This is a genomic window from Rhodanobacter denitrificans (genome assembly GCF_000230695.2).
GTDB lineage: Bacteria > Pseudomonadota > Gammaproteobacteria > Xanthomonadales > Rhodanobacteraceae > Rhodanobacter > Rhodanobacter denitrificans.
In genome coordinates this window covers 427,780-452,575 of the sequence record NC_020541.1, presented here as the reverse complement: position 1 = coordinate 452,575, position 24,796 = coordinate 427,780, and the positions used below count along the sequence as shown (strand labels likewise).

Below are 24,796 nucleotides of genomic sequence, written 5' to 3'. Positions count from 1 at the left end.
AAGGCAGGGGATCGGGATTGGGGAATGGCGAATCGGCGTTCACGGTTGGCGAAGGGAATCAGGAAAGAGGGGACGGGCAATCGTTGTTTGAGGCGAGAAGCGTGCAAGGGGTGCTCATGCTGGCTGCCCAAGCCGGGCACCAGGAACGCTGGCTTTCCCTGCTTCCGATTCCCTATTCCCTGCCCTCACAGCGTGTACCGGATATCCGGGTCGGCACGCAGCGCATGATGCGCCGCCTCGTACTGCTCGCGGCTGTCGCAGCGGAAGCTCACCGTGACCGAGACGAAGTTGCCCGCGCCGGAGTGCCGGTGGCGCACGGTCTCGTGCAGCACGTGCAGGCCGGCGCGCTCCAGCAGTTGCGGCACGTGGGTCGGCAGGTTCGCGCTGGCGCTGCCGACCGCGGTGATCTCGAACTCGCCGGGAAACTGGAAGCCCTTGCCTTCCTGCTTCGCCTTGCTGAAGTCGATCGGCCGTATCACTTCGCACCCGCGTCCTTGGCCGGTGCTTGCGCGTCGACCTTCTTGTCGCTGTGGAACCACAGCAGGATGCTGTCCCACAGGCGCGAGAAGAAGCCGCCCTGCGGCGCGTCGGCCAGCGCCACCAGCGGCACGCTCTGCACCGGCTGGCCGTCCAGCGTGATGCGCAGCGTGCCGATCTGCTGGCCCTTGCTGAACGGCGCGATCAGCGTGGCGGGAATGTCCATGGTCGCCTTGAGCTGGTCGTACTGGCCGCGCTTGACGGTGACCAGCACGTCGTCGGCCACGCCCAGCGGCAGCTGGTTGGCCGCGCCCTTCCACAACCGCGGCGTGGCCAGCGGCTTGCCGGCACCGTACAGCTTGTGCGTCTCGTAGAAGCGGAAGCCGTAGTTGAGCAGGGCCATCGCCGAATCGGCGCGTGCCTTCTCGCTGCTGGCACCCATCACGATCGCGATCATGCGTGCATCGCCCTGCTTCGCCGAGGCGGCCAGGCAGTAGCCGGCGGCCGCGGTGTGGCCGGTCTTGATGCCGTCCACGCTGGGGTCGCGCCACAGCAGCGTGTTGCGGTTGTGCTGCTTGATCCCGTTCCACTCGAACTCCTTGACCGCGGAGATCGCGTAGTCCTCGGGGAAGTCGTGGATCAGCGCGCGCGACAGGATCGCGATGTCGTGCGCGGTGGTGTAGTGGTTCGCGATCGGGTAGCCGGAGGCGTTCTCGAAGTTCGAATTGACCATGCCCAGCTGCTTGGCGTATGCGTTCATCAGCCCGGCAAACGCCGGCTCGGAGCCGGCGGTGTGCTCGGCCAGCGCGATCGCCGCGTCATTGCCGGACTGGATGATCATGCCGTACAGCAGGTCCTTCAGCGGCACCTGGCTGTTGAGCTTGAGGAAACTGGTGGAGCCGTCGGTGCCGGCGCCGCCGCCGCGCCAGGCGTTCTCGCTGATGGTGACCGGGTCGGTCATGTGGATCTTGCCGTTGGCGATCTCGGCCGAGACCACGTAGTCGGTCATCACCTTGGTGATCGAGGCCGGCTCCACGCGCTGGTCGGGTTCCTTGCTGGCGAGCATCTGGCCGGTGGCGTAATCCATCAGCACCCAGCTCTTGCCGTCGACGTCCGGCGGCGGCGGCACCGGCGCGTCCGGTACCACCGGACGCGGCACCGGCGACGGGCGCGGCGGCGTCTGGGCAACGGCAACACCGACCAGCAGGACGGCGGCGAACGGGGTCAGGGTACGGCGGAAAAAATTCATCGTGTGGTTCAGTCCGGTAGCTGGATGCCGGCATCGCCGACATGATGGAAAAAAGCTGCGCAAATCCTGCTCAGTCTACCGCGACCTGGGGTCGCGGCAGACCCATGCCCTCGATCCGCGTGGTGACTTGGTCGGCCCGATCCACGCTGGCCAGCGGCCCGACCCGCACCCGGCGCACGCGCTGACCGTTGATCACCGCCTCGCTCACCTGCACCGCGCCGAGATTGGCCCGGCGCAGGCGCTGGGCCAGCCGATCGGCGTTGTCCGCGTCGGCGAACGCACCCACCTGCAGGTAGATCCCGGGATGTCCGCTTGTGACCACGGTCGGCGGCGGCAGTTCCTGCAGCGGCTGGCCGGGGTCGATCCCGCGCACCTCGACCAGGCCGGTGCCCTTGGGCCAGATGCCGATCTTCACCGCGGCGGCGTAGGACAGGTCGATCAGCCGGTTGTCGTGGAACGGACCGCGGTCGTTGACCCGCACGATCACGCTCTTGCCGGTCTCCAGGTTGGTGACGCGCGCGTAGCTGGGCAGCGGCAGCGTGGTGCTGGCCGCGCTGAACGCATACATGTCGTAGGTCTCCAGGCTGGAGGTCTTGTAGCCGTGGAACTTGTTGCCGTAGAACGAGGCGATGCCGCGCTCGTCGTAGCCGCGCGCGCTGGGCAGCACGCGATAGGTCTGCCCGCGCACGGTGTAGGGCGACTTGTTGCCGTACAGCGAGCGCGGCTCCGCCTTCGGCACCGGCTCGACCAGCTGGCTGACGTCGAGCGGCGGCGGTACGCTGTCTTCGCCGTCGCGATAGCGGCTGCCCTGCGGCTTGCTGAGGTCGTCATGGAAAGCGTCGCCACCGCGGGAGCGTGACTGATCCCGGGCGCCATCCTGCCGGCTGCCACCATGGGACGGCTTGGTCCGGTGGCTGCCGCAACCGGCCAGCAGCAGGATCGCCGCCAGCGCGGCCGCCGCGCGCAGCGCCCTCATCGCGCCACTTCCGCCTGGCCCACGCCGGCGGCAATCGCCTGCGCCAGCTGGTCGACCGCCATCGCGTACAGCGGGCTGCGGTTGTAGCGGGTGATCACGTAGAAGTTCTGGAAGGTGAACCAGTACTCCGGCCCGCGCGCGCCTTCCAGTGTCTGCAGGCTGCTGGGTTCGGCCGGCGACAGCGGCTGCAGCGGCGCGTAGCCCCAGGCCTCCAGTTGCTCCAGCGGCCACTGCGGCTTGGCGTCCTTCACCGCGATCGGCCTGGCCGCGCCGTCCGGCTGCGCCCGCGCCGCCACCGGGCCTCCGGCGATCCAGCCGTGCTTCACGAAGTAATTCGCCACGCTGGCAAAGATGTCCGGCAGTGAATTCGACAGCTCGATATGGCCATCCTGATCCGCGTCCACCGCGAAATCGCGGATGCTGGTGGGCATGAACTGGCCCCAGCCCTGCGCGCCGGCGTAGGAGCCGGTAAGGGTGTCGATCGGCCCGGCCAGGCGGTTGTCCGGCATCTCCAGCAGTTCCTTCAGCTGCTCGCGGAAGAACGTCGCCCGCGGCGGGTAGTACAGGCCCAGCGTGACCAGCGCGTCGAGCACCTTGTACTTGCCGGTGTTGCGGCCATAGCTGGTCTCCACGCCGACGATCGCCACGATGTACTCGGGCGCCACGCCGTACTGCCTGCCGATCTGCTCCAGCAATGCCCGATGCGCGCGGTAGAACGCGACGCCATCGGCGATGCGCTGCTCGGTCAGGAAGATCGGCCGGTAGTCCTTCCACGGCTTGGCCTCGGCCGGGCGGCTGATCGCATCGAGGATGGCCTGCTGCCTCGTCGCGCCGTCGAGCAGCGCATTCAGCGCCTGCGGACTCTTGCCGGTCTCGCGCGCCACCTCGCGCACCAGCTCGGCCTGGCCGGGATGCGTCGTCGCCGTGGCCGGGGTCGGCGCGCCCATCCACAGCAAGGCGAGGATGGCGAGGAAACGGACCGGGAACGGCATGGGTGCAACTGTCATGTCGTGGCTTCGCTCACAGAACAACGATGTCGTCGAAAGCCTAACACGCACGCGGGCGCAACTCCGGGTGAAGGGCGGGCGGAAAACCGGCAACGTTCAGAGGTGCATCTTGCGGTTCGCGTGGATCGACATCAGCACGCCGAAGCCGGTCAGCAGCGACACCGCCGAGGTGCCGCCGTAGCTGATCAGCGGCAGCGGCACGCCGACCACCGGCAGCATGCCGGCGACCATGCCGCCGTTGACGAACACGTAGACGAAGAAGCTCATGCCGATCGCGCCGGCGAGCAGGCGCGAATAGGTGTCGCGCGCCTCCATCGCGATCCACAGGCAGCGGCCGATGATGAACGCGTACAGCGCGAGCAAGGCGGCCACGCCGACCAGGCCGAACTCCTCGGAGAACACCGCGAAGATGAAGTCGGTGGTGTGCTCGGGCAGGAAATCCAGCCGTGATTGCGTGCTGTGCAGCCAGCCCTTGCCGAAGACGCCGCCGGAGCCCACCGCGATCTGCGACTGGATGATGTGCCAGCCGTTGCCGAGCGGGTCGGACTCGGGGTTGAGCAGGGTCAGCACGCGCTCGCGCTGGTACTGGTGCATGAAGTGCCAGCCGACCGGGATCATGCCGGCGACCGCGCCGAGCAGCAGGCCGATGCGCCACCATGCCATGCCGGACAGGAACAGCGCGAACGCGCCGGCCGCGGTCACCAGCACGGCGGTGCCCAGGTCCGGCTGCTCGGCGATCAACCCCGCCGGAATCGCGATCAGCAGGCCGACCATCACGATGTCCTTCCAGCCGGGCGGCAGCTGGCGCGGGTGCAGGTACCAGGCCACCATCATCGGCATGGTCAGCTTGAGCAGTTCGGACGGCTGGAAGCGCATGAAGCCGAGGTCCAGCCAGCGGATCGAGCCGCGGCCCTCGCCCAGGATCGCCACCACCACCAGCAGTGCGGTGCTGCCGGCGTACAGCCACGGCGTCCAGCCGCGCAGCACCGCCGGCGGGATGCGCGACACTACCAGCAGCAGCGCGCCGCCCAGCACGAAACGGGCGGCCTGGCCGCCGACCAGCGCCAGATTGCCGTCGCCGGCGCTGTACAGCGTGACCAGCCCGGTCAGCGCCAGCACGAACAGACCAAGCGCCAGCGGCAGGTCGATCCGCGGCCGGCTGAGGAGGCGGCGCGCGAAACGGCGCGCCCGTGCGTACAGCGCCTCGATCATGGCGTGCCCCCGCTGCTCGTCGCCTGCGCCGGCAGATCCTCGAGCGGCTCGCTGTCTTCCACGCCGGCGTCGGGCGAAACGTTCCCGGCCGGCACGGCAGCCGGCGCCAACGGCGCGACCGACACCGGCAGGCGTTTCGCGTCGGCAATCACGCCACCGCGCCCGGCCAGCCAGGTATCGAGAATCGCGCGCACGATCGGTCCGGCTGCCTCCGCGCCCCAGGCACCGGATTCGAGGATCGCCGCCACCGCGACCTGCGGGTTGTCGGCCGGCGCGTAGGCAACGAACCAGGCGCGGTGGCGGGTGGCCAGATAGGCCGTGTTGCGATTGGTGTCATAGGCCTCGGAGGTACGCGAGAATCGCTCGGCAGTGCCGCTCTTGCCGGCCATCAGGTACGGGAAGCCGACGCCCAGCTTGCGGCCGGTGCCCCGGGCGCCGTAGATCACCTGCTGCATGCCCTGGTTCACCACGTCCCAGTCGGACGGCTTGCGGATCAGCGACGGTCCGCTGGGCGGATTGGCCAGTGCCTGCGGCTTCGCGTTGACGCCGTCCTGGGTGGCCATCACCACGCGCGGCGCGTACGGGATGCCGTGGCCGGCGAAGGTGGCGATCGCATGGCTCAGCTGCAGCGGGGTGACCGCCCAGAAACCCTGGCCGATGCCGGCGATCACCGTCTCGCCGGGATACCACGGCTGCCTGAGGTTCGCCGCCTTCCACTCGCGCGAGGGCAGCACGCCGGACGACTCGCCGATCAGGTCGATCCCGGTCGGCCGGCCGAAGCCGAACTTGCCCATGTATTCGCTGAGCCGGTCGATGCCCATGTCCAGCGCGAGCTTGTAGAAATACGTGTTCACCGACTGCTCGATGGCGCCGACCAGATCGACCCGCCCCACGCCGCCGCGCTGGTCGTCGCGGTAGCCGCGCTGCTGGCCGGGAATGTAGAACACGCCGGTGGAGACCACGCTGTCCTGCGGCGTGCGCATGCCGGTCTCCAGCCCGGCCAGGCCGATCAGCGGCTTCACCGTGGAGCCGGGCGGGTACACGCCGCGCAGGGCGCGGTTGTACAGCGGCTTGTCGGGGTCGTTGGTCAGCGCGGCGTAGTCGGCCTGGCTGATGCCGTTGACGAACAGGTTGGGATCGAAGCTGGGCACGCTGACCATCGCCAGCACCTGGCCGTTGCGCGGATCGATCGCCACCGCCGCACCGGGGCGGCCGTCGAACGCCGCCTCGGCGGCCTTCTGCAGGCGCACGTCGAGGCTCAGGTAGAGGTTCCTGCCGGGCGTGGGCGCGTGTGTTTCCAGCACGCGCTGGGTGCGCCCGTCGGCATTCACTTCCAGCAGCTCGTAGCCCGGCGTGCCGTGCAGGATGTTCTCGTAGGAGCGCTCGATGCCGCTGCGGCCGACGTGGCTGGTGCCCTGGTAGCGCTGCGGATCGAGCCGTTCCAGGTCGTCCGCATCGATGCGCCCGACATAGCCCACCACGTGCGCGAACAGCCCGCCGAAGGGATAGCGCCGGGTCAGGTAGGGCACCACGTCCACGCCGGGAAAGCGCCAGCGGTTCACCGCGAAGCGGGCGATCTCGTCTTCGCTCAGGCGCAGCTTCAGCGGCACGCTCTCGAAGCGCCGGCTCTGCCTGAGCTGCTTGCGGAACGCGTCCAGGTCGTCCTGGTCCAGCGGCACCACCTGGCCCAGCCGCTCCAGCAGCGCCGGCATGTCCTTGACCTGTTCGGGCACCACTTCCAGCCGGAACGCCGGCACGTTGTCGGCCAGCAGCACGCCGTTGCGGTCGTAGATCAGCCCGCGTGCCGGCGGGATCGCGCGTGGCTTGACCCGGTTGGCCTGCGAACGGGTGACGAACTCGTCGTGATGCAGCACCTGCAGGAACACGAAGCGGCCGACGAGCAGGCACAGGCACAGTACGATCAGCACGAAGCCGGCCAGCGCGCGACGCCGGAACAGCAGGCTTTCGCCGCGGGGGTCCTTGATCGAACGCCGGGGTTTCATGTCACGGGTTCACGGCTCATTGGATCCGCAGCCGCGCGCGCAGGTCGTCGAGCAGCAAGAACAGGAACGGCCATAGTGCAGCGCCGACGAACGGCGAGATCCACCAACTGGCCGGCGGCAGCGAGGCGCCAGCCAGCACGCGCACGATCAGCAGCAGGATGCGGTCGTTCAGTAGCAGCGCCAGCACCGCCAGCGCCTGTTGCCACATCGGGAAGAAGCGCAGCCGCGAACGGAAACGCAACGCGATGAACGCCAGTGCGCACAGGCGCAGCGCCTGCTCACCCAGCACCACGCCGTTAATCAGGTCCGCCGCCAGACCCACGCTGAAGGCCAGCCCCAGGGTGACCCGGTCTTCCGATTCCAGCGACCAGTACAACAGGACCAGGGCCGGCCAGTACGGCTTGAACGGCTCCAGCACGCCGGGCAGCGGCACCAGCATCGACACCAGCGCGAACACCAGCGTGCCGACGAACCACCACAGGCTCAGGCGTTGCCGGTTCATCGCGGCACTCCGACGGCTGCCGGCGGGGCGGCCGAGGTGGCGCCGGTCGGCGCCAGATCAGTCGGCGGCCCCATCGGCGTCACCGGCGCCGGCGGGCCGTCCGGCTCGGCCAGGTCGTGCAGCAGCAGCACGTCCTCGCTGCGGTCGAGATCCGCTGCCGGCTGCGCCATCGCCACCAGGAACATGCCGGTCGCCGAGGGCGCCACCGAGCGCACCTCGCCGACCGGGAAGCCCGGCGGGAAGCGCCCGCCGATCCCCGAAGTGAGCAGCTTGTCGCCCGCGCGCACGTCGGCCGCCAGCGGAATGGTCGGCAAGCTGAGCTGGTCGCCGTCGCGCGAGCCGTAGGCCACCGTGCGCAGGCCGGTGCGTTCGATCACCACCGGGATCGCATGCGCCGGATCGGTGATCAGCATCACCACCGAGGTGGTCGGCAGCACTTCCTTCACCTGGCCCATCACGCCGTGCGCGTCGATCACCGGCTGACCCGGCCTGACGCCGTCGCGGGCGCCCATGTTCAGCGTGAGCCGATAGCGGTAGGCGCCGAGATCCACGCCGATCACCCGTGCCAGCTGCACGTTCAGCTCCAGGCTGTGCTGGGTGTCGAGCAGTTCCTTCAACCGCTGGTTCTGTTCGGCCACCGCGGCCATCCGGTTCAACTTGGCGTTCGCCAGCAGCAGGTCTTCGCGCAGGCGCTGGTTCTGCTCGGTCAGCCGCTGGCGATCGGCGAACGCCACGCTCACGGTGCGAATCCCGACCGCCGGCAGGCCGGCCAGCCGGTATACCGGCTCGACCACGGCCGAGGCGGCATAGCGCAGGCGCCACAGCCAGCCGTTGCGATGGTCGAGCACCATCAGCACCACGGCCAGTGCGAGATAGACGATCAGCCGCAGCGTGCCGGCGGCATTGCCGGCGAACAGCGGCGAGGACTCGTCACGGGTGCGCGCCATCGTGGACGCGGCTTATTCGGGCGCGAAGAAATCGCTGCCGTGCTGATCGATCAGCTCCAGCGCCTTGCCGCCGCCACGCGCCACGCAGGTCAGTGGATCGTCCGCCACTTGCACGTGCAGGCCGGTCTCCTCGGAGATCAGCCGGTCCAGATCGCGCAGCAGCGCGCCGCCGCCGGTGAGCACGATGCCGCGCTCGGCGACGTCGGAGCACAGTTCCGGCGGAGTCTGCTCCAGCGCCGACTTGACCGCCGCCACGATGCCAGCGAGCGGCTCATGCAGCGCCTCCAGGATCTCGTTGGAGTTGATCGTGAACATGCGCGGCACGCCCTCGGCCAGGTTGCGGCCGGAGATCTCGATTTCCTTGACCTCGCCCTGCGGGAACGCACAACCGATCTGCAGCTTGATCCGCTCGGCGGTGGATTCGCCGATCAGGGTGCCATGGTTGCGCCGCACGTAGTTGATGATGGCCTCGTCGAAGCGGTCGCCGCCCACGCGCACCGACTGCGAGTAGACAATGCCGTTGAGCGAGATCACCGCCACTTCCGAGGTGCCGCCGCCGATGTCCAGCACCATCGCGCCGCGCGCCTCGTGCACCGGGATGCCGGCGCCGATCGCGGCAGCCATCGGCTCCTCGATCAGGAACACGTCACGGGCGCCGGCGCCTTCGGCCGATTCCTTGATCGCGCGGCGCTCGACCTGGGTCGAACCGCACGGCACGCAGACCAGCACGCGCGGACTCGGGCGCAGGAAGCGCGACTTGTGCACCTGCTTGATGAAGTGCTGCAGCATCGCCTCGGTCATGGTGAAGTCGGCGATCACGCCATCCTTCATCGGCCGCACGGTGGCGATGTTGCCCGGCGTGCGGCCGAGCATGCGCTTGGCGTCGCTGCCGACCGCAGCGATCGTGCGCGGGCCGCCGGGGCCGCGATCCTGGCGGATCGCCACCACCGAGGGCTCGTTCAACACGATGCCCTGGCCGCGCACATAGATCAGCGTGTTGGCCGTGCCGAGGTCGATGGAGATGTCGTTGGAGAAGATCCCGCGAAACTTCTTGAACATGGGTCCGCCGTGGTTCGGCCTGGCTAAAAAGTAAGCTCGCCAGTCTAGTCAGCGTGACCGGCATGCGCAAGGACAATAACGTTAAGAAACCCTTGTACAACACGACCATAAGCACACTTTCTGCGCCTCGAAATGAACTGGGGGCCGCCGCCGGAAGTCGCCAATCCGGGCGGATGGCGGTACGATTCACCGCTTTGACCGGAGCCGTCCGGCCCGGCCTCATGCCGGACACGGCTGCCGCTCTTTCCATACCTTGCTCCGGGGGCTCCCGCACACATGTCTGCCGTCATCTGCGGATCGCTGGCCTACGACACCATCATGGTGTTCCAGGACCAGTTCAAGAACCACATCCTGCCCGACCAGATGCACATCCTGAATGTGTCGTTCCTGGTGCCGCGGATGCGCCGCGAGTTCGGCGGCTGCGCCGGCAACATCGCCTACAACCTCAAGCTGCTCGGCGGCGACCCGCTGCCGGTGGCGGCCGTGGGCCAGGATTTCGGGCCGTACCGCAAGCATATGGAGCAATGCGGCATCCGGCTCGACGGCGTGCGCGAATTCGACGACCAGTTCACCCCGCAGTGCTTCATCACCACCGACCTGGACAACAACCAGATCACCGCCTTCCATCCCGGCGCAATGTCCAGTGCGCAGGAAAACCACGTGCGGGACATTCCGCAGATCGACTTCGCGATCGTTGCTCCCGACGGCCGCGAGGCGATGCTGCAGCACGTCGACGAGTTCGCCCTGCGCGGCGTACCGTTCATCTTCGACCCGGGCCAGGCAATGCCGCTGTTCAGCGGCGACGAGTTCCGCTCGATGATCGGCAAGTCGACCTACGTGATCGTCAACGACTACGAGTCGCAGCTGCTGCAGGCGCGCACCGGCTGGAGTGCCGCCGAGATCGCCGAGCAGGTGACGGCGTACATCGTGACCCAGGGCCCGCGCGGCTCAGTCATCCACGCCGGCAGCGACACCCACCACATCCCGCCGGCGCGCGAGCGCCAGATCGTGGACCCGACCGGCTGCGGTGACGCTTATCGCGCCGGGCTGATCTTCGGCATCATGCGCGGCAAGGACTGGCCGACGACCGGCCGCATGGCCTCGCTGATGGGCGCGCTGAAAGTGGAGCACCCCGGCACGCAGAATCAGCGCTTCAGCTACGGCGAGTTCGCCGCAGCATTCCTGGACCAGTTCGGTTACGGCCTGGACTGATCGCGGCTCGAAGGCGGGCGCGGTCGCGGCGGCCAGCGCGCCGGCCTTCAATCGACGCGAAAGCCGATGGTGGCGTTCACCGCATCCAGCCAGCCGCGATACAGCCGCTCACGGCGCGACGCCTCCATCGCAGGCAGGAAGCGCCGGTCAACCTGCCACAACGCCGCAATCTGCTCGCGGCTTTCCCAGAAGCCCACGGCGAGACCGGCCAGGTAAGCCGCGCCCAGCGCCGTGGTCTCGGCGACCTTCGGCCGCAGCACCGGTACGCCGAGCATGTCACTCTGGAATTGCGCCATGAAGTCGTTGGCGATCGCGCCGCCATCCGCGCGGAGTTCCTTCAACGGAATGCTGGCGTCGGCCTCCATCGCGGCCAACACGTCGCGCGACTGATAGGCCATCGACTCCAGCGCCGCGCGCACGACATGCTCCTTGCGCGTGCCTCGCGACAAGCCGAACATCGCGCCGCGCACGTCACTGCGCCAGTACGGTGCGCCCAGCCCGACGAAGGCCGGTACCACATACACGCCTTCGCTGGATTCCACGCTCTCCGCGCACGCCTGTGAATCGCTGGTCCGTGCCAGGATCTGCAGGCCATCGCGCAACCACTGCACCACCGAGCCGGCGACGAAGATGCTGCCTTCCAGCGCGTACTCGACGGCCCCATCCAGTTCCCACGCAATCGTGGTCAGCAGCCCGTGGCGCGACGGTACGGCCCGGACCCCGGTATGCATCAGCATGAAGCAGCCCGTACCGTAGGTGTTCTTGGCCATGCCGGGCTCGAAACAGGCCTGGCCGAACAGTGCCGCCTGCTGGTCGCCGGCCACGCCGCTGATCGGCACGCCGGCCGGCACGCCGGGCAGTGCCACGGTGCGGCCGTAGACCTCGCTGCACGAGCGCACCTCCGGCAACATGCTGCGCGGAATATCCAGCATGCGCAGCAGTTCGTCGTCCCACTGCCGCATGTGGATGTCGAACAACAGCGTGCGCGCGGCGTTGCTGACGTCGGTGGCGTGCAGCCCGCCCCCCGTCAGGTTCCAGAGCAGCCAGCTGTCGATCGTGCCGAACAGCAGGTCGCCGCGTTCCGCGCGGGCACGTGCGCCAGCGACATGATCGAGGATCCAGCGGATCTTGCTGCCGGAAAAGTACGCGTCGATCAGCAGTCCGGTCTTCTGGCGCACCAGCGCGGCATAACCCTCCGCCTCCAGCCCCTCGCAGATCGCCAGGCTCTGTCGCGATTGCCAGACGATCGCGTTGCGGACGGGTCGACCGGTATGGCGATCCCACACCACGGTGGTCTCGCGCTGGTTGGCGATACCGATGCCGGCCAGCTCGCGCGCGCCAACCCGTGCCGCGCCCAGCACCTCGCCAACCGTCGCCAGCACGCTGGCCAGAATCTCCTGAGGATCGTGCTCGACCCAGCCTGGCCGGGGGAATATCTGACGAAACTCGCGCTGCGCCGAGCCGACCACGCCACCGGCCCGGTCGAACAATATGGCGCGCGAACTGGTGGTGCCCTGATCTATCGCCAGTACATAACGTTGCGCCACAGCCATTCCTTCCACGCGAACCTGCCGGCAAAGATTAGCAAGAGAGCGTGCGCGCGGCGGATCCCGGGGTGCTCCGGAGCGGCGCCGAAGGTGTTGGCGCACGGGCGGCAACACGCTGTGGTCGAGACCCGGGGTGAAGCGCCGGTCACACCAAAGCCCCCCGAGCGTTGCCGTTGGGGGAGTGAGGCTGATAAAGACGAAGGCCTCCCCGGATGGGGAGGCCTTCTAAGGATAAAGCCCCTGGCGGTGACCTACTCTTGCATGGCAAAGCCACACTACCATCGGCGCATGCGCGTTTCACTTCTGAGTTCGGGATGGGATCAGGTGGGACCACGCCGCTATGGCCGCCAGGGAAGGGGTGGGAGCAGCGCTGACGCGCCGGCTCCGCATTTTTGAAGAGTCCGCCACGGATGGCGGGGTTTTGACTCTTCTTTTCGTGAGAGGGATCTCACGTGAGATAAATCGTAAACGAGTGACAAGCGTCGAGGTGAATTCGATATTTGGCAAGTGCCTTGGAACGATCGCTCTTTCGAAGGCTCCGGCCATGGATGGCCGGTAGCTTCGCAGAGGGACCTGCGTAAAACAAAGCCACTTGGGGTTATATGGTCAAGCCGCACGGCTCATTAGTATCAGTTAGCTGAACGCATTGCTGCGCTTCCACACCTGACCTATCAACCACCTGGTCTTGATGGTGCCTTAAGGAGAGTCAAGCTCTCGGGAGATCTCATCTTGGGGCGTGCTTCCCGCTTAGATGCTTTCAGCGGTTATCACTTCCGTTCATAGCTACCGGGCAATGCCTCTGGCGAGACAACCCGAACACCAGCGGAACGTCCACTCCGGTCCTCTCGTACTAGGAGCAGCCCCCCTCAAATCTCCAACGCCCACGACAGATAGGGACCGAACTGTCTCACGACGTTCTGAACCCAGCTCGCGTACCACTTTAAATGGCGAACAGCCATACCCTTGGGACCGGCTACAGCCCCAGGATGTGATGAGCCGACATCGAGGTGCCAAACACCGCCGTCGATATGAACTCTTGGGCGGTATCAGCCTGTTATCCCCGGAGTACCTTTTATCCGTTGAGCGATGGCCCTTCCATACAGAACCACCGGATCACTAAGACCTACTTTCGTACCTGCTTGATCCGTCGATCTCGCAGTCAAGCACGCTTATGCCTTTGCACACAGTGCGCGATGTCCGACCGCGCTGAGCGTACCTTCGTGCTCCTCCGTTACTCTTTGGGAGGAGACCGCCCCAGTCAAACTACCCACCATACACGGTCCCTGACCCGGATTACGGGCCGAGGTTAGAACGTCAAGCACTTCAGGGTGGTATTTCAAGGATGGCTCCATGCAAACTGGCGTCTGCACTTCAAAGCCTCCCACCTATCCTACACAGAAGAACTCAACGTTCAGTGTAAAGCTATAGTAAAGGTTCACGGGGTCTTTCCGTCTTGCCGCGGGAACGCTGCATCTTCACAGCGAATTCAATTTCACTGAGTCTCGGGTGGAGACAGCGCCGCTGTCGTTACGCCATTCGTGCAGGTCGGAACTTACCCGACAAGGAATTTCGCTACCTTAGGACCGTTATAGTTACGGCCGCCGTTTACTGGGGCTTCGATCAAGAGCTTCGCCTTGCGGCTGACCCCATCAATTAACCTTCCAGCACCGGGCAGGCGTCACACCCTATACGTCCACTTTCGTGTTTGCAGAGTGCTGTGTTTTTGATAAACAGTCGCAGCGGCCAGGTTACTGCGACCCTTCAATGCTCAGTCACGCACGTGACCACATCGAAGGGCGCACCTTCTCCCGAAGTTACGGTGCCATTTTGCCTAGTTCCTTCACCCGAGTTCTCTCAAGCGCCTTGGGATTCTCACCCTGCCTACCAGTGTCGGTTTACGGTACGGTTTTTCTACAGCTGAAGCTTAGTGGCTTTTCCTGGAAGCGTAGTATCGGTCACTTCGCCCAAAAGGGCTCGTCTCGGTGCTCGGCATAAAGGATCCCGGATTTGCCTAAGATCCATGCCTACCGCCTTTCCCCGGGACAACCAACGCCCGGTAGACCTAACTTTCTCCGTCCCCACATCGCACTGTAGAAAAGTGCTGGAATATTAACCAGCTTCCCATCGACTACGCATTTCTGCCTCGCCTTAGGGGCCGACTCACCCTGCGCCGATGAACGTTGCGCGAGGAAACCTTGGGCTTTCGGCGTGGGGGCTTTTCACCCCCATTATCGTTACTCATGTCAGCATTCGCACTTCCGATACCTCCAGCAGACTTTACAATCCACCTTCACAGGCTTACGGAACGCTCCTCTACCGCGTGCACTTGCGTGCACACCCCGAGCTTCGGTGCATAGCTTAGCCCCGTTAAATCTTCCGCGCAGACCGACTCGACCAGTGAGCTATTACGCTTTCTTTAAAGGATGGCTGCTTCTAAGCCAACCTCCTGGCTGTCTATGCCTTTCCACATCGTTTTCCACTTAGCTATGACTTTGGGACCTTAGCTGCGGGTCTGGGTTGTTTCCCTTTTCACGACGGACGTTAGCACCCGCCGTGTGTCTCCCGGATAGTCTGTCCTGGTATTCGGAGTTTGCCATGGTTTGGTAAGTCGCGATGACCCCCTAGCCATAACAGTGCTCTACCCCCAGGAAGATTCGTCCGAGGCGCTACCTAAATAGCTTTCGAGGAGAACCAGCTATCTCCGAGTTTGTTTAGCCTTTCACTCCTATCCTCAGCTCATCCCCATCTATTGCAACAGATGTGGGTTCGGTCCTCCAGTGCGTGTTACCGCACCTTCAACCTGGCCAAGGATAGATCACTCGGTTTCGGGTCTACTGCCAGAGACTATGCGCCCTATTCAGACTCGATTTCTCTTCGCCTCCCCTATACGGTTAAGCTTGCCACTGACAGTAAGTCGCTGACCCATTATACAAAAGGTACGCAGTCACCCTTGCGGGCTTCCACTGCTTGTACGTATACGGTTTCAGGGTCTATTTCACTCCCCTCTCCGGGGTTCTTTTCGCCTTTCCCTCACGGTACTAGTTCGCTATCGGTCAGTCAGGAGTATTTAGCCTTGGAGGATGGTCCCCCCATGTTCAGACAAGGTTTCACGTGCCCCGCCTTACTCAATTTCACACAAAGTGCCCTTTCGTCGACTGGGCTATCACCATCTATGGCCGGCCTTTCCATGCCGTTTGACTAGAACACAATGTGCTTTTGGGCTAGTCCCCGTTCGCTCGTCGCTACTCAGGGAATCTCGGTTGATTTCTTTTCCTCCGGGTACTTAGATATTTCAGTTCCCCGGGTTCGCCCTGCATGGCTATGTATTCACCATGCAGTACTCCTTGCGGAGTGGGTTTCCCCATTCGGACATTGCCGGATCAAAGCTTGTTGCCAGCTCCCCGACACTTTTCGCAGGCTGCCACGTCCTTCATCGCCTCTGACTGCCAAGGCATCCACCGTATACGCTTAGTCGCTTGACCATATAACCCCAAGTCGCCTCGGGGCATGCACCCTCCTCAGGTGCAGCCAAGTTACTTCGTTTTCGTGCCTTAACACTTGCCTCGGTTCGGTTCGAACCAAGACGCTTGTCACTCGTTTACCTGTTTTCAAAGAACGTCACACCGGCCTCAATGCCGGATGACTTCAAATCTTGTGTGTGCTGATACTTCACGCGGCGCTTGAGTGGTGGAGCCAGTCGGGATCGAACCGACGACCCCCTGCTTGCAAAGCAGGTGCTCTCCCAGCTGAGCTATGGCCCCATGGTGGGTCTGGGTGGACTCGAACCACCGGCCTCACCCTTATCAGGGGTGCGCTCTAACCACCTGAGCTACAGACCCATGAAAGGTGAACCCCAGAACCCGCGAGCCAAGCTACCTGGTCCCGCTTGACGTGGCCGTAAGCCTCGTTCGAAGCGGCTGTTGTGAAGAGTCCGGCCATGGATGGCCGGTCTTGATGTCTGCTCTTCGCAACAGGGACGTTGCGTAAAGCAAACCCTTCGCGTGAAGTACAGGTGTCTTGTGTGGACGTCTTGCGTGAAGACTCACGCCGTCGTTTCTTGAAAGGAGGTGATCCAGCCGCACCTTCCGATACGGCTACCTTGTTACGACTTCACCCCAGTCATGGACCACTCCGTGGGCGTCGTCCCCCTTGCGGTTAGACTAACGCCTTCTGGAGCAACCCACTCCCATGGTGTGACGGGCGGTGTGTACAAGGCCCGGGAACGTATTCACCGCGGCATAGCTGATCCGCGATTACTAGCGATTCCGACTTCATGGAGTCGAGTTGCAGACTCCAATCCGGACTGGGATCGGCTTTCTGGGATTGGCTCCACCTCGCGGTATTGCAACCCTCTGTACCGACCATTGTAGTACGTGTGTAGCCCTGGCCGTAAGGGCCATGATGACTTGACGTCATCCCCACCTTCCTCCGGTTTGTCACCGGCAGTCTCCTTAGAGTTCCCACCATTACGTGCTGGCAACTAAGGACAAGGGTTGCGCTCGTTGCGGGACTTAACCCAACATCTCACGACACGAGCTGACGACAGCCATGCAGCACCTGTGTTCCGATTCCCGAAGGCACTCCCGCATCTCTGCAGGATTCCGGACATGTCAAGGCCAGGTAAGGTTCTTCGCGTTGCATCGAATTAAACCACATACTCCACCGCTTGTGCGGGCCCCCGTCAATTCCTTTGAGTTTCAGTCTTGCGACCGTACTCCCCAGGCGGCGAACTTAACGCGTTAGCTTCGACACTGATCTCCGAGTTGAGACCAACATCCAGTTCGCATCGTTTAGGGCGTGGACTACCAGGGTATCTAATCCTGTTTGCTCCCCACGCTTTCGTGCTTCAGCGTCAGTGTTGTCCCAGATGGCCGCCTTCGCCACTGATGTTCCTCCCGATCTCTACGCATTTCACCGCTACACCGGGAATTCCACCATCCTCTGACACACTCTAGCCACCCAGTATCCATCGCCATTCCCAGGTTGAGCCCGGGGATTTCACGACAGACTTAAGTAACCGCCTACGCACCCTTTACGCCCAGTAATTCCGATTAACGCTTGCACCCTTCGTATTACCGCGGCTGCTGGCACGAAGTTAGCCGGTGCTTATTCCTCAGGTACCGTCAGCCCCATAGGGTATTAACCCGTGGTATTTCGCTCCTGATAAAAGTGCTTTACAACCCGAAGGCCTTCTTCACACACGCGGCATTGCTGGATCAGGCTTGCGCCCATTGTCCAATATTCCCCACTGCTGCCTCCCGTAGGAGTCTGGGCCGTGTCTCAGTCCCAGTGTGGCTGATCATCCTCTCAGACCAGCTAGCGATCGTCGCCTTGGTGGGCCATTACCCCGCCAACTAGCTAATCGCACATCGGTTCGTCCTGCCGCGCGAGGCCCGAAGGTCCCCCGCTTTCTCCCGTAGGACGTATGCGGTATTAGTCCCGGTTTCCCGAGGTTATCCCCCACGTCAGGGTAGATCCCGATGCATTACTCACCCGTCCGCCACTCGCCACCCACAGTATTGCTACTGCTGTGCTGCCGTTCGACTTGCATGTGTTAGGCATGCCGCCAGCGTTCAATCTGAGCCAGGATCAAACTCTTCACTTAAGTTTTCGATCAACCGAAGTCGATCTATCTTTCTGAAGCGTATGTTCCCAACCAATCAAAACTCATTACTGACTTTTTACTTGGTGGGACGCTTGCATTGCTTGGACAGGTCGCAACCCTCCAGCACAAGACGTCCACACAATTCACCTGCGCACACTGTCAAAGATCTTTACCTTGCCGACCACCGTTTCGGTGATCGCCCCGTGACCTTTCGTCCCGGGTGAGCCGCCCATTCTACATCGCTTTTTACGACCGTCAACACCCTCAGCCAACAAATTTTTCAGCGTGGGGTAGTGCGGAAGCCTTCGCGAAAGGGCGCCTCGTCGAAGGGGCGAGAATCATAGCGCCGAGCCGCACGTCTGGGAAGGGGGCGCGTGTACTTTTCTCGCGAAACGCTGCCGACTGGAGCGCTAGACTGCCCGCCACGTCTTCCCCTCTGCAACGAACCGCCACGATGACACGATGGATCGCTCCGATGCTGTTCCTGCTGGCCGGCTGTTCCGGCTCCGCTCCGGCGCAGCCCGGGATACCGGCGGTCGAGCTGCATGGGCAGCGTTTTTTGGTGGAGCGCGCCACCGACGATGCCGGTCGCCAGCGCGGCCTGACGATGCGCACCACGCTGGCGCCCGATCACGGCATGCTGTTCGTGTTTCCCCACACCGGGCCACAGGCGTTCTGGATGAAGAACACGCTGATACCGCTGGACATCCTGTATTTCGATACGGAGCGCCGACTGGTCTCGATGCAGCTGGATGTGCCGCCATGCAAGGCCGATCCCTGCCCGACCTATCCCAGCGACGCGCCGGCGATCTACGTGCTGGAGCTGTCTGCCGGCACGGCGCAGCGCATCGGGGCGAAGCCGGGCGACGTGTTGAAGATCGACGGCGAGATCGGACCCGTGCGCTGAACGGCTTCGCGCGGCGCGTCGAGCATGCCGACACGATAGGGAATCAGGTTTTCGGGACGCAGGTTTTCCAGTGCGTCCCAGTCGTCTTCGAACGGAATGAACTGTTGCATGGGATGTTCCCGTATGGCGCGCTGCGTAGTCAGGCGCAGGAACATCAGAACAGGCGGCCCGGCCAATGCACTGACGGGATCGGGCCGTTTGCAGGCAGGAATCGGCGTTCAGTCGATCTCGATCATCTCGAAATCATCCTTGGTGGTACCGCAGTCCGGGCAGGTCCAGGTGTCGGGCACGTCCTCCCAGCGGGTACCGGCGGGAATGCCTTCCTCCGGCACGCCCGCGGCTTCGTCGTAAATGTAGCCGCAGACGACGCACATCCATTTGCGCAAGGCGGTTTCGGTGGAACTCTGGCTCATGATCGGGTTTCTTCGGGTCGCCTGGGGAATGGAGCATTCTCGCAACTCGACCGACAATACGAAAGCGCGGCGATACCGCCGCACCTCTGTCCCGACCCCCGAGGCAACGAAGATGCCGACACTCCTACCGGGCCGCGGCCTGTACGCCATCACCGACGGGCCGCGCGCCGACCTGCTTGACGTCGTCGCACAGGCGCTGGCCGGTGGCGTGAAGCTGCTGCAGTACCGCGACCTGAGCGACGACACGGCGCGCCGCCGCGCCGAGGCGACGGCGCTCGCGCAGCTGTGCCGCGCCCACCGCGTGCCGCTGATCATCGACCACGACATCGCGCTGGCCCAGGCGGTCGGCGCCGATGGCGTGCACCTGGGCCGGGACGACGACGACCCCGCTGCCGTGCGCGCGATGCTGGGCGCGCAGGCGATCATCGGCATGTCGTGTTACGGCTCGCTGCCGCGCGCACAGGCCGCTGCGCGTGCCGGCGCCAGCTACGTGTCGTTCGGTGCGTTCTTTCCTTCGCCGACCAAGCCGCTGGCGCCACGCGTCCCGATTGACCTGCTGAGGCAAAGCGCCGCGCTGGGCGTGCCGCGGGTGGCGATCGGCGGGATCACGCCGGACAATGGCGCCTCGCTGGTCGAGGCCGGCGCCGAGTACTTGGCGGCCATCACTGCCCTGTTCGCCGCCCCCGACGTGCGCGCCGCCGCACAGCGTTTCGCCGACCTGTACCCCTCCGATCGAGAATCCGCACGATGAGCAACCACGAACTCTTCCAGCGCGCCCAGAAGCTGATGCCTGGCGGCGTGAACTCACCGGTGCGCGCGTTCAAGTCGGTGGGCGGCGAGCCGTTCTTCACCGCGCGGGCAGACGGCGCCTGCCTATGGGATGTGGAAGGCACGCGCTACATCGACTACGTCGGCTCGTGGGGTCCGATGATCGTGGGCCACAACCACCCGGCGGTGTGCGAAGCGGTCGAGCGCGCGGTGAAGGACGGCCTGTCGTTCGGCACGCCCTGTCCGGCCGAAGTGACGATGGCCGAGACCATCACCCGGCTGATTCCGTCGGTCGAGATGGTGCGCATGGTCAACTCCGGCACCGAGGCCACGATGTCGGCGATCCGCCTCGCGCGCGGCGCCACCGGCCGCAGCAAGATCGTGAAGTTCGAGGGCTGCTACCACGGCCACGGCGACAGCTTCCTGGTCAAGGCCGGCTCCGGCGCGCTGACCTTCGGCGTGCCGACCTCGCCGGGCGTGCCGAAGGCGAATGCCGACCTCACCCTGACCCTGCCGTACAACGACCTCGACGCCGCGAAGGCATTGTTCGCCGAACAGGGCAACGAAATCGCAGGCCTGATCATCGAGCCGGTCGCCGGCAACATGAACTGCATCCCGCCAGTCGACGGCTACCTGCAAGGCCTGCGCGAACTGTGCACGCGCCACGGCGCGCTGCTGATCTTCGACGAGGTGATGACCGGTTTTCGCGTGGCACTCGGCGGCGCGCAGGCGCATTACGGCGTGGCGCCGGACCTCACCACGTTCGGCAAGATCATCGGCGGCGGCATGCCGGTGGGCGCCTACGGCGGCCGCCGCGAGCTGATGGAACAGATCGCGCCTGCCGGCCCCATCTACCAGGCCGGCACGCTCTCCGGCAATCCGGTAGCGATGGCGGCGGGCCTGGCGATGCTGGAGCTGATCCAGGCGCCCGGCTTCCACGAGCGGCTGGCCGCCCGCACCCGCCTACTCTGCGACGGCCTGCAGTCGGTGGCCGACGGCGAAGGCGTGGCATTCAGCACCAACCGCGTCGGTGGCATGTTCGGCCTGTTCTTCAGCGCCGAAGAAGTGCGCAGCTACGCGCAGGCCACCGCGGCGGACACGGCGCTGTTCAACCGCTTCTTCCACGGCATGCTGAAGCGCGGGGTGTACCTGGCGCCTTCGGCGTTCGAAGCCGGCTTCCTGTCCAGCGCGCACACCGACCAGCACATCGCCGACACGCTGGAAGCCGCGCGCGGCGCCCTGCGCGACGCAAGGGGCTGATTACCAGCTGCCGGTATTGGGCATCGACGCCCACGGCTCGCACGGCGGCAGGTGGCCTTCCTGCAGCAGCTCGATCGAGATCAGGTCGGGCGAACGCACGAAGGCCATGTGGCCATCACGCGGCGGGCGGTGGATGGTGCAGCCCATCGCCTGCAGACGCGCACAGGTGGCGTAGATGTCCTCCACGCGGAAGGCCAGGTGGCCGAAGTTGCGCGCGCTGCCGTAGTCCTCGGTCGAGCCCCAGTTCCAGGTGAGCTCGATCTCGGCCTCGGGGCTGTCCGGCGCGGCGAGGAACACCAGCGTGTACTTGCCCGCGGGGTTTTCCTGGCGGCGCACCTCGCGCAGGCCGAGGCCTTCGCAGTAGAAACGCAGCGAGGCGTCAAGGTCGCGCACGCGCACCATGCTGTGCAGGTATTTCATCCAGGATGCTCCTGATGGGCGGGCTCAGCCTGCCGCAAAATCGCTCAACGCCGCGTGCAGGCGCGCGAGGCCGTCGGCCAGTTCCTCGTCGGTGATGGTCAGCGGCGGCACGAAGCGCAGCACGTCCGGCCCGGCCTGCAGCAGCAGCAAGCCGCGGGTGGCGGCGTGATCGAGGACCGCGCCGGCCTTGCCCTTGTACGCATCGGCCAGCACCGCGCCGATCATCAGCCCGCGGCCGCGCACTTCGGCAAACAACTGCAGCTCGTGATTGATCCGCGCCAACCCCGCGCGCAGGTCGTTCGCCTGCCGTTCCACGTTCATCAGCACCGCCGGCGAAGACAGCTTGGCCAGCGCGACACGCGCCACCGCGGCGGCCATCGGGTTGCCGCCGAAGGTGGTGCCGTGGGCGCCGTACTGCATCACCTCGGCCACCTTCGGCCCGGCCAGCATCGCGCCGATCGGGAAGCCGCCGCCGAGCGCCTTGGCCAAGGTCACGATGTCCGGCCTGACGTTCTCGTGGGCATGCGCGAACAGCGTGCCGGTGCGGCCCATGCCACACTGGATCTCGTCCAGCACCAGCAGCGCGTCATGCTGGTCGCACAGCTCGCGCACGCGCTTCAGGAAACCCGGCGCGGCGGGCAGCACGCCGCCTTCGCCCTGCACCGGCTCCAGCATCACCGCCGCGACGTCGCCTGCGGCGAAGGTCGCCTCCAGCGCCTGCGCGTCGTTGAAATCGAGGTGGCGGAAACCCGCCGGCAGCGGCTCGTAGCCCTGCTGGTACTTCGCCTGCGCGGTGGCAGTGACGGTGGCCAATGTGCGGCCGTGGAACGAGCCATTGAAGGTGACGATGACGCGCCGCTCCGGCGCCCGGCCCTGCGTCGCCGCCCACTTGCGCACCAGCTTGATTGCCGCCTCGTTCGCCTCGGCGCCGGAGTTGCACAGGAACACGCGCTCGGCGAACCCCGAGGCGTGCACCAGTTCCTCGGCCAGCCGTAGCGGGGGCTCGGTGTAGAACACGTTGCTGCTGTGCCACAGCTTGTGCGCCTGCGCGGTCAGCGCAGCGAGCAGGTCCGGATCCTGGTGGCCAAGCGCGTTGACCGCGATGCCGGCGCCGAAATCCACGTAGTCGCGCCCTTCGGTATCCCACACCCGCGCACCCTTGCCGTGGTCGAGCACCAGCTCGCGCGGCTTGTACACCGGCAGCCAGTAACGCTTGCCGAGTTCAACCAGGCCGGGAGGGTGTTTGTACATGGTGATTCTCGGGAGCGCCGCGTGGCGCAGGTGAAAGCGCAGGCGCGCATCGTAGAACCACGCTGCACTGCACACAATCGCAAAGAACGCTGTAACACTGCTGCACGAACTGTATCGCCGCCGTTACACCCGCCGCCGCGCAGCACCAGTCCGCGCTCCCGCGCGCAACCGAGGGCAGCCATCGCACCACGCTGTATCCGAAGTGACACGTCGCTCCGCTGCTGGTCCTGGATCGCAAGGCACAAAACGCGTCGCCACGGCCCTTCTTCGGCATGGCACGGGGATTGCTCGCGATTCGTGAGAATACGATGGGGAACGCCTTGGCCTCCGAGCCGCCGGCATCATCGACGACCGGTTACTGGCCCTGGCTGCGACGATCCCGTGACGCGAATAGCCGCGCAAGCGGCGAACGAGGGCGGTAACCCGGCGACCCTGTAGCCGGGCAGCAAAGGAACCCCCCGGCCCGTCCCCTGCGGGTCGGGGGGATTTCCTTCGCCCAACCCGCAACCGACGGAACCCGCGTTGCGCACCCGGCGCCCTACACGTTCTGGGCTGCCGCCGGCGGGCCGCGCCGCTGCATGCCGGCTGCCGGCCGGCCACCGTGCGGCGACGCGAGCTTGCGCAGGTGCTCCAGCTCCAGCCCGAGCTTCCGGCACAGGCGATACACGGTGACCCGCGAGACGTCGAGCCGGCGCGCGCATTCGCTGATGTTGTACCCGCTCTCGCGCAGACAGTTCAGCACCGCCTCGCGCTCGGCCGACACGCGGGTAAGGTCGAGGCTGCCGTGGGCGCCGAACGCCGCCGGCGCCACCTCCAGGTCCAGGTCGGCGGCACCGATCAGGCTGCCTTCGGCGACCACCGCCGCCCGCTGCACGCGGTTGAGCAACTCGCGCACGTTGCCGGGCCAGGCGAACGCGCGCATCGCCCGCCGCGCATCGCGGCCGAACGCGTGGGCACGGCAGGGGTGCCGCGCGCAGAACGCGTCGAGGAAATGCTGCGCGAGCCACTCGACGTCGCCGCCGCGCTCGCGCAACGCCGGCATGCGCAGGCGCAGCACGTTGAGCCGGTAGTACAGATCCTCGCGGAAGCGTCCCTGCGCGACAGCGGCCTCCAGGTCGACGTGGGTAGCAGCCAGCACGCGCACGTCCAGTCGTATCGGCTGGGTCGAGCCCACGCGCACCAGCGTGCCCTCCTGCAGCAGCCGCAACAGGCTGGTCTGGGCGTCCGGCGGCAGGTCGCCCACCTCGTCCAGGAACACGATGCCGCCGGCGGCCGCCTCAAAGTGACCGATGCGCCGCGCGATCGCTCCGGTGAACGCGCCGCGCTCGTGACCGAACAGCTCGGACTGCACCAGGTTCGATGGCAGCGCGCCACAGTTGATCGCCACGAACGGCCGTTCGCGGCGCGCGGACAGGCCGTGCAGCGCGCGGGCCGCCACCTCCTTGCCGCTGCCGGTTTCGCCAGTGATCAGCACCGGAAGATCCACCGGCGCGTACTTGCACAGGCTGGTCGCGATGACGCGCATCGCCGCACTGTGCGCCCCCGGGATGCCGGGCACGTCCGTACCTTCCGCCGGCTGCGCCTGGCCATCGGCAATCCTCGCCAGCACGTCGAGCAGACAGCCGCAATCGAACGGCACGGTGAGGAAGGCCGTACTGGCCCGCAGGATGCGTTCCGCCCCGGGCGCGTCCGCCGCGGGGTCGCGGGGAACCAGGGCAAGCCACGGCAGCCACGGATAGTCGGCCATCAGCCGATCCATCGCCTGCACCGTCTGCGCACCACCACAGCGCAGGTCGGCCAGCGCCACCACGATGTCGTCGCGGCGCGTGCCGACGCCCTCCTGCAACTGCGCGTCGCCGATCCGCACCAGCCAGCCTTCCTCGACCAGCGCGGCGCACTCACCGTCGGTCGGGCTGCCGAACCAGACCACGCAACGCCTGGGCATCTGTCTATCGTTCATCTTGTGGCCCCTTGCCCCACG

Annotated in this window: 18 protein-coding genes, 2 tRNA genes and 3 rRNA genes; 4 read left to right on the top strand and 19 right to left on the bottom strand. The window is 65.6% G+C overall.

All coding sequences use genetic code 11. The features are described from left to right. Positions 1-185: 185 nt before the first annotated feature. The 9 genes from R2APBS1_RS01945 to R2APBS1_RS01905 all read right to left on the bottom strand — a co-directional run bounded on the left by R2APBS1_RS01945 (position 186) and on the right by R2APBS1_RS01905 (position 9,432). Complete coding sequence (locus R2APBS1_RS01945) at positions 186-476, bottom strand: DUF493 family protein (RefSeq protein WP_027485589.1); 291 nt, start codon at positions 474-476, stop codon at positions 186-188. After that, a complete protein-coding gene (locus tag R2APBS1_RS01940) occupies positions 476-1,726 on the bottom strand; it encodes a D-alanyl-D-alanine carboxypeptidase family protein (protein ID WP_015446648.1) in 1,251 nt (416 codons plus the stop codon). Before R2APBS1_RS01940 ends, R2APBS1_RS01945 begins: the two co-directional genes overlap by 1 nt. Before the next feature lie 70 nt (positions 1,727-1,796). Next, positions 1,797-2,702 carry a septal ring lytic transglycosylase RlpA family protein gene (locus R2APBS1_RS01935; RefSeq protein ID WP_015446647.1) on the bottom strand — a complete coding sequence of 302 codons (906 nt, stop codon included), beginning with the start codon at positions 2,700-2,702 and terminating at the stop codon, positions 1,797-1,799. After that, positions 2,699-3,709, bottom strand: a complete 1,011-nt coding sequence (mltB, locus tag R2APBS1_RS01930) for a lytic murein transglycosylase B (RefSeq protein WP_015446646.1) — start codon at positions 3,707-3,709, stop codon at positions 2,699-2,701. Before mltB ends, R2APBS1_RS01935 begins: the two co-directional genes overlap by 4 nt. Positions 3,710-3,805: 96 nt before the next feature. Further along, positions 3,806-4,921 (bottom strand): rod shape-determining protein RodA, encoded by a 1,116-nt coding sequence (rodA, locus tag R2APBS1_RS01925; RefSeq protein ID WP_015446645.1) that lies wholly within the window; start codon positions 4,919-4,921, stop codon positions 3,806-3,808. Then, positions 4,918-6,924: a penicillin-binding protein 2 gene (mrdA, locus tag R2APBS1_RS01920; protein WP_015446644.1), complete on the bottom strand. Its 2,007-nt coding sequence runs from the start codon at positions 6,922-6,924 to the stop codon at positions 4,918-4,920. Before mrdA ends, rodA begins: the two co-directional genes overlap by 4 nt. A 16-nt stretch (positions 6,925-6,940) precedes the next feature. Then, the gene (gene mreD / locus R2APBS1_RS01915) at positions 6,941-7,426 is read right to left on the bottom strand and encodes a rod shape-determining protein MreD (RefSeq protein WP_015446643.1); all 486 of its coding nucleotides are present in this window, start codon (positions 7,424-7,426) and stop codon (positions 6,941-6,943) included. Beyond that, a complete protein-coding gene (mreC, locus tag R2APBS1_RS01910) occupies positions 7,423-8,373 on the bottom strand; it encodes a rod shape-determining protein MreC (protein WP_015446642.1) in 951 nt (316 codons plus the stop codon). The genes mreD and mreC overlap by 4 nt, the downstream gene beginning before the upstream one ends. 12 nt (positions 8,374-8,385) lie before the next feature. Beyond that, entirely contained in the window at positions 8,386-9,432 is a 1,047-nt protein-coding gene (locus R2APBS1_RS01905) for a rod shape-determining protein (RefSeq protein ID WP_015446641.1), read from the bottom strand. Between the two features lie 276 nt (positions 9,433-9,708). On the opposite strand from R2APBS1_RS01905, the gene R2APBS1_RS01900 reads away from it, so the two are divergent. After that, positions 9,709-10,644, top strand: a complete 936-nt coding sequence (locus tag R2APBS1_RS01900; protein ID WP_015446640.1) for a carbohydrate kinase family protein — start codon at positions 9,709-9,711, stop codon at positions 10,642-10,644. A 47-nt stretch (positions 10,645-10,691) separates the two neighbouring features. Here the strand turns inward: R2APBS1_RS01900 and glpK are convergent, their stop codons facing one another. From glpK to R2APBS1_RS01870, 6 genes are all read right to left on the bottom strand, one after another. Then, positions 10,692-12,191 carry a glycerol kinase GlpK gene (gene glpK / locus R2APBS1_RS01895; RefSeq protein ID WP_027490027.1) on the bottom strand — a complete coding sequence of 500 codons (1,500 nt, stop codon included), beginning with the start codon at positions 12,189-12,191 and terminating at the stop codon, positions 10,692-10,694. Positions 12,192-12,429: 238 nt separating this feature from the next. Further along, positions 12,430-12,543: ribosomal RNA gene (gene rrf, locus R2APBS1_RS01890) — 5S ribosomal RNA — on the bottom strand. A 250-nt stretch (positions 12,544-12,793) separates the two neighbouring features. After that, positions 12,794-15,673, bottom strand: a 23S ribosomal RNA gene (locus R2APBS1_RS01885). Between the two features lie 203 nt (positions 15,674-15,876). Continuing rightward, positions 15,877-15,952: transfer RNA gene (locus R2APBS1_RS01880), tRNA-Ala, on the bottom strand. Between the two features lies 1 nt (position 15,953). Then, a tRNA-Ile gene (locus tag R2APBS1_RS01875) sits at positions 15,954-16,030 on the bottom strand. A 221-nt stretch (positions 16,031-16,251) separates the two neighbouring features. Further along, a 16S ribosomal RNA gene (locus tag R2APBS1_RS01870) occupies positions 16,252-17,796 on the bottom strand. Together the 16S, 23S and 5S rRNA genes with 2 tRNA genes alongside form the textbook arrangement of a ribosomal RNA operon. Positions 17,797-18,271: 475 nt before the next feature. On the opposite strand from R2APBS1_RS01870, the gene R2APBS1_RS01865 reads away from it, so the two are divergent. Next, positions 18,272-18,703, top strand: a complete 432-nt coding sequence (locus R2APBS1_RS01865) for a DUF192 domain-containing protein (protein ID WP_015446638.1) — start codon at positions 18,272-18,274, stop codon at positions 18,701-18,703. Between the two features lie 218 nt (positions 18,704-18,921). On the opposite strand, the gene R2APBS1_RS01860 is transcribed toward R2APBS1_RS01865, so the two are convergent. Continuing rightward, positions 18,922-19,116 (bottom strand): rubredoxin, encoded by a 195-nt coding sequence (locus R2APBS1_RS01860; RefSeq protein ID WP_015446637.1) that lies wholly within the window; start codon positions 19,114-19,116, stop codon positions 18,922-18,924. 112 nt (positions 19,117-19,228) lie between these two features. On the opposite strand from R2APBS1_RS01860, the gene thiE reads away from it, so the two are divergent. Both thiE and hemL read left to right on the top strand, forming a co-directional pair. Next, on the top strand, positions 19,229-19,867 hold the full coding sequence (thiE, locus tag R2APBS1_RS01855) for a thiamine phosphate synthase (protein WP_007514217.1): 639 nt from the start codon (positions 19,229-19,231) through the stop codon (positions 19,865-19,867). Further along, positions 19,864-21,144: a glutamate-1-semialdehyde 2,1-aminomutase gene (hemL, locus tag R2APBS1_RS01850; RefSeq protein ID WP_007514216.1), complete on the top strand. Its 1,281-nt coding sequence runs from the start codon at positions 19,864-19,866 to the stop codon at positions 21,142-21,144. The genes thiE and hemL overlap by 4 nt, the downstream gene beginning before the upstream one ends. On the opposite strand, the gene R2APBS1_RS01845 is transcribed toward hemL, so the two are convergent. From R2APBS1_RS01845 to R2APBS1_RS01835, 3 genes are all read right to left on the bottom strand, one after another. Further along, positions 21,145-21,564, bottom strand: a complete 420-nt coding sequence (locus R2APBS1_RS01845; RefSeq protein WP_007514215.1) for a VOC family protein — start codon at positions 21,562-21,564, stop codon at positions 21,145-21,147. A 24-nt stretch (positions 21,565-21,588) separates the two neighbouring features. Then, the gene (locus R2APBS1_RS01840) at positions 21,589-22,815 is read right to left on the bottom strand and encodes an acetylornithine/succinylornithine family transaminase (RefSeq protein ID WP_015446636.1); all 1,227 of its coding nucleotides are present in this window, start codon (positions 22,813-22,815) and stop codon (positions 21,589-21,591) included. A gap of 538 nt (positions 22,816-23,353) precedes the next feature. Beyond that, positions 23,354-24,760, bottom strand: a complete 1,407-nt coding sequence (locus tag R2APBS1_RS01835; protein WP_041676653.1) for a sigma-54 interaction domain-containing protein — start codon at positions 24,758-24,760, stop codon at positions 23,354-23,356. Positions 24,761-24,796 lie beyond the last annotated feature (36 nt).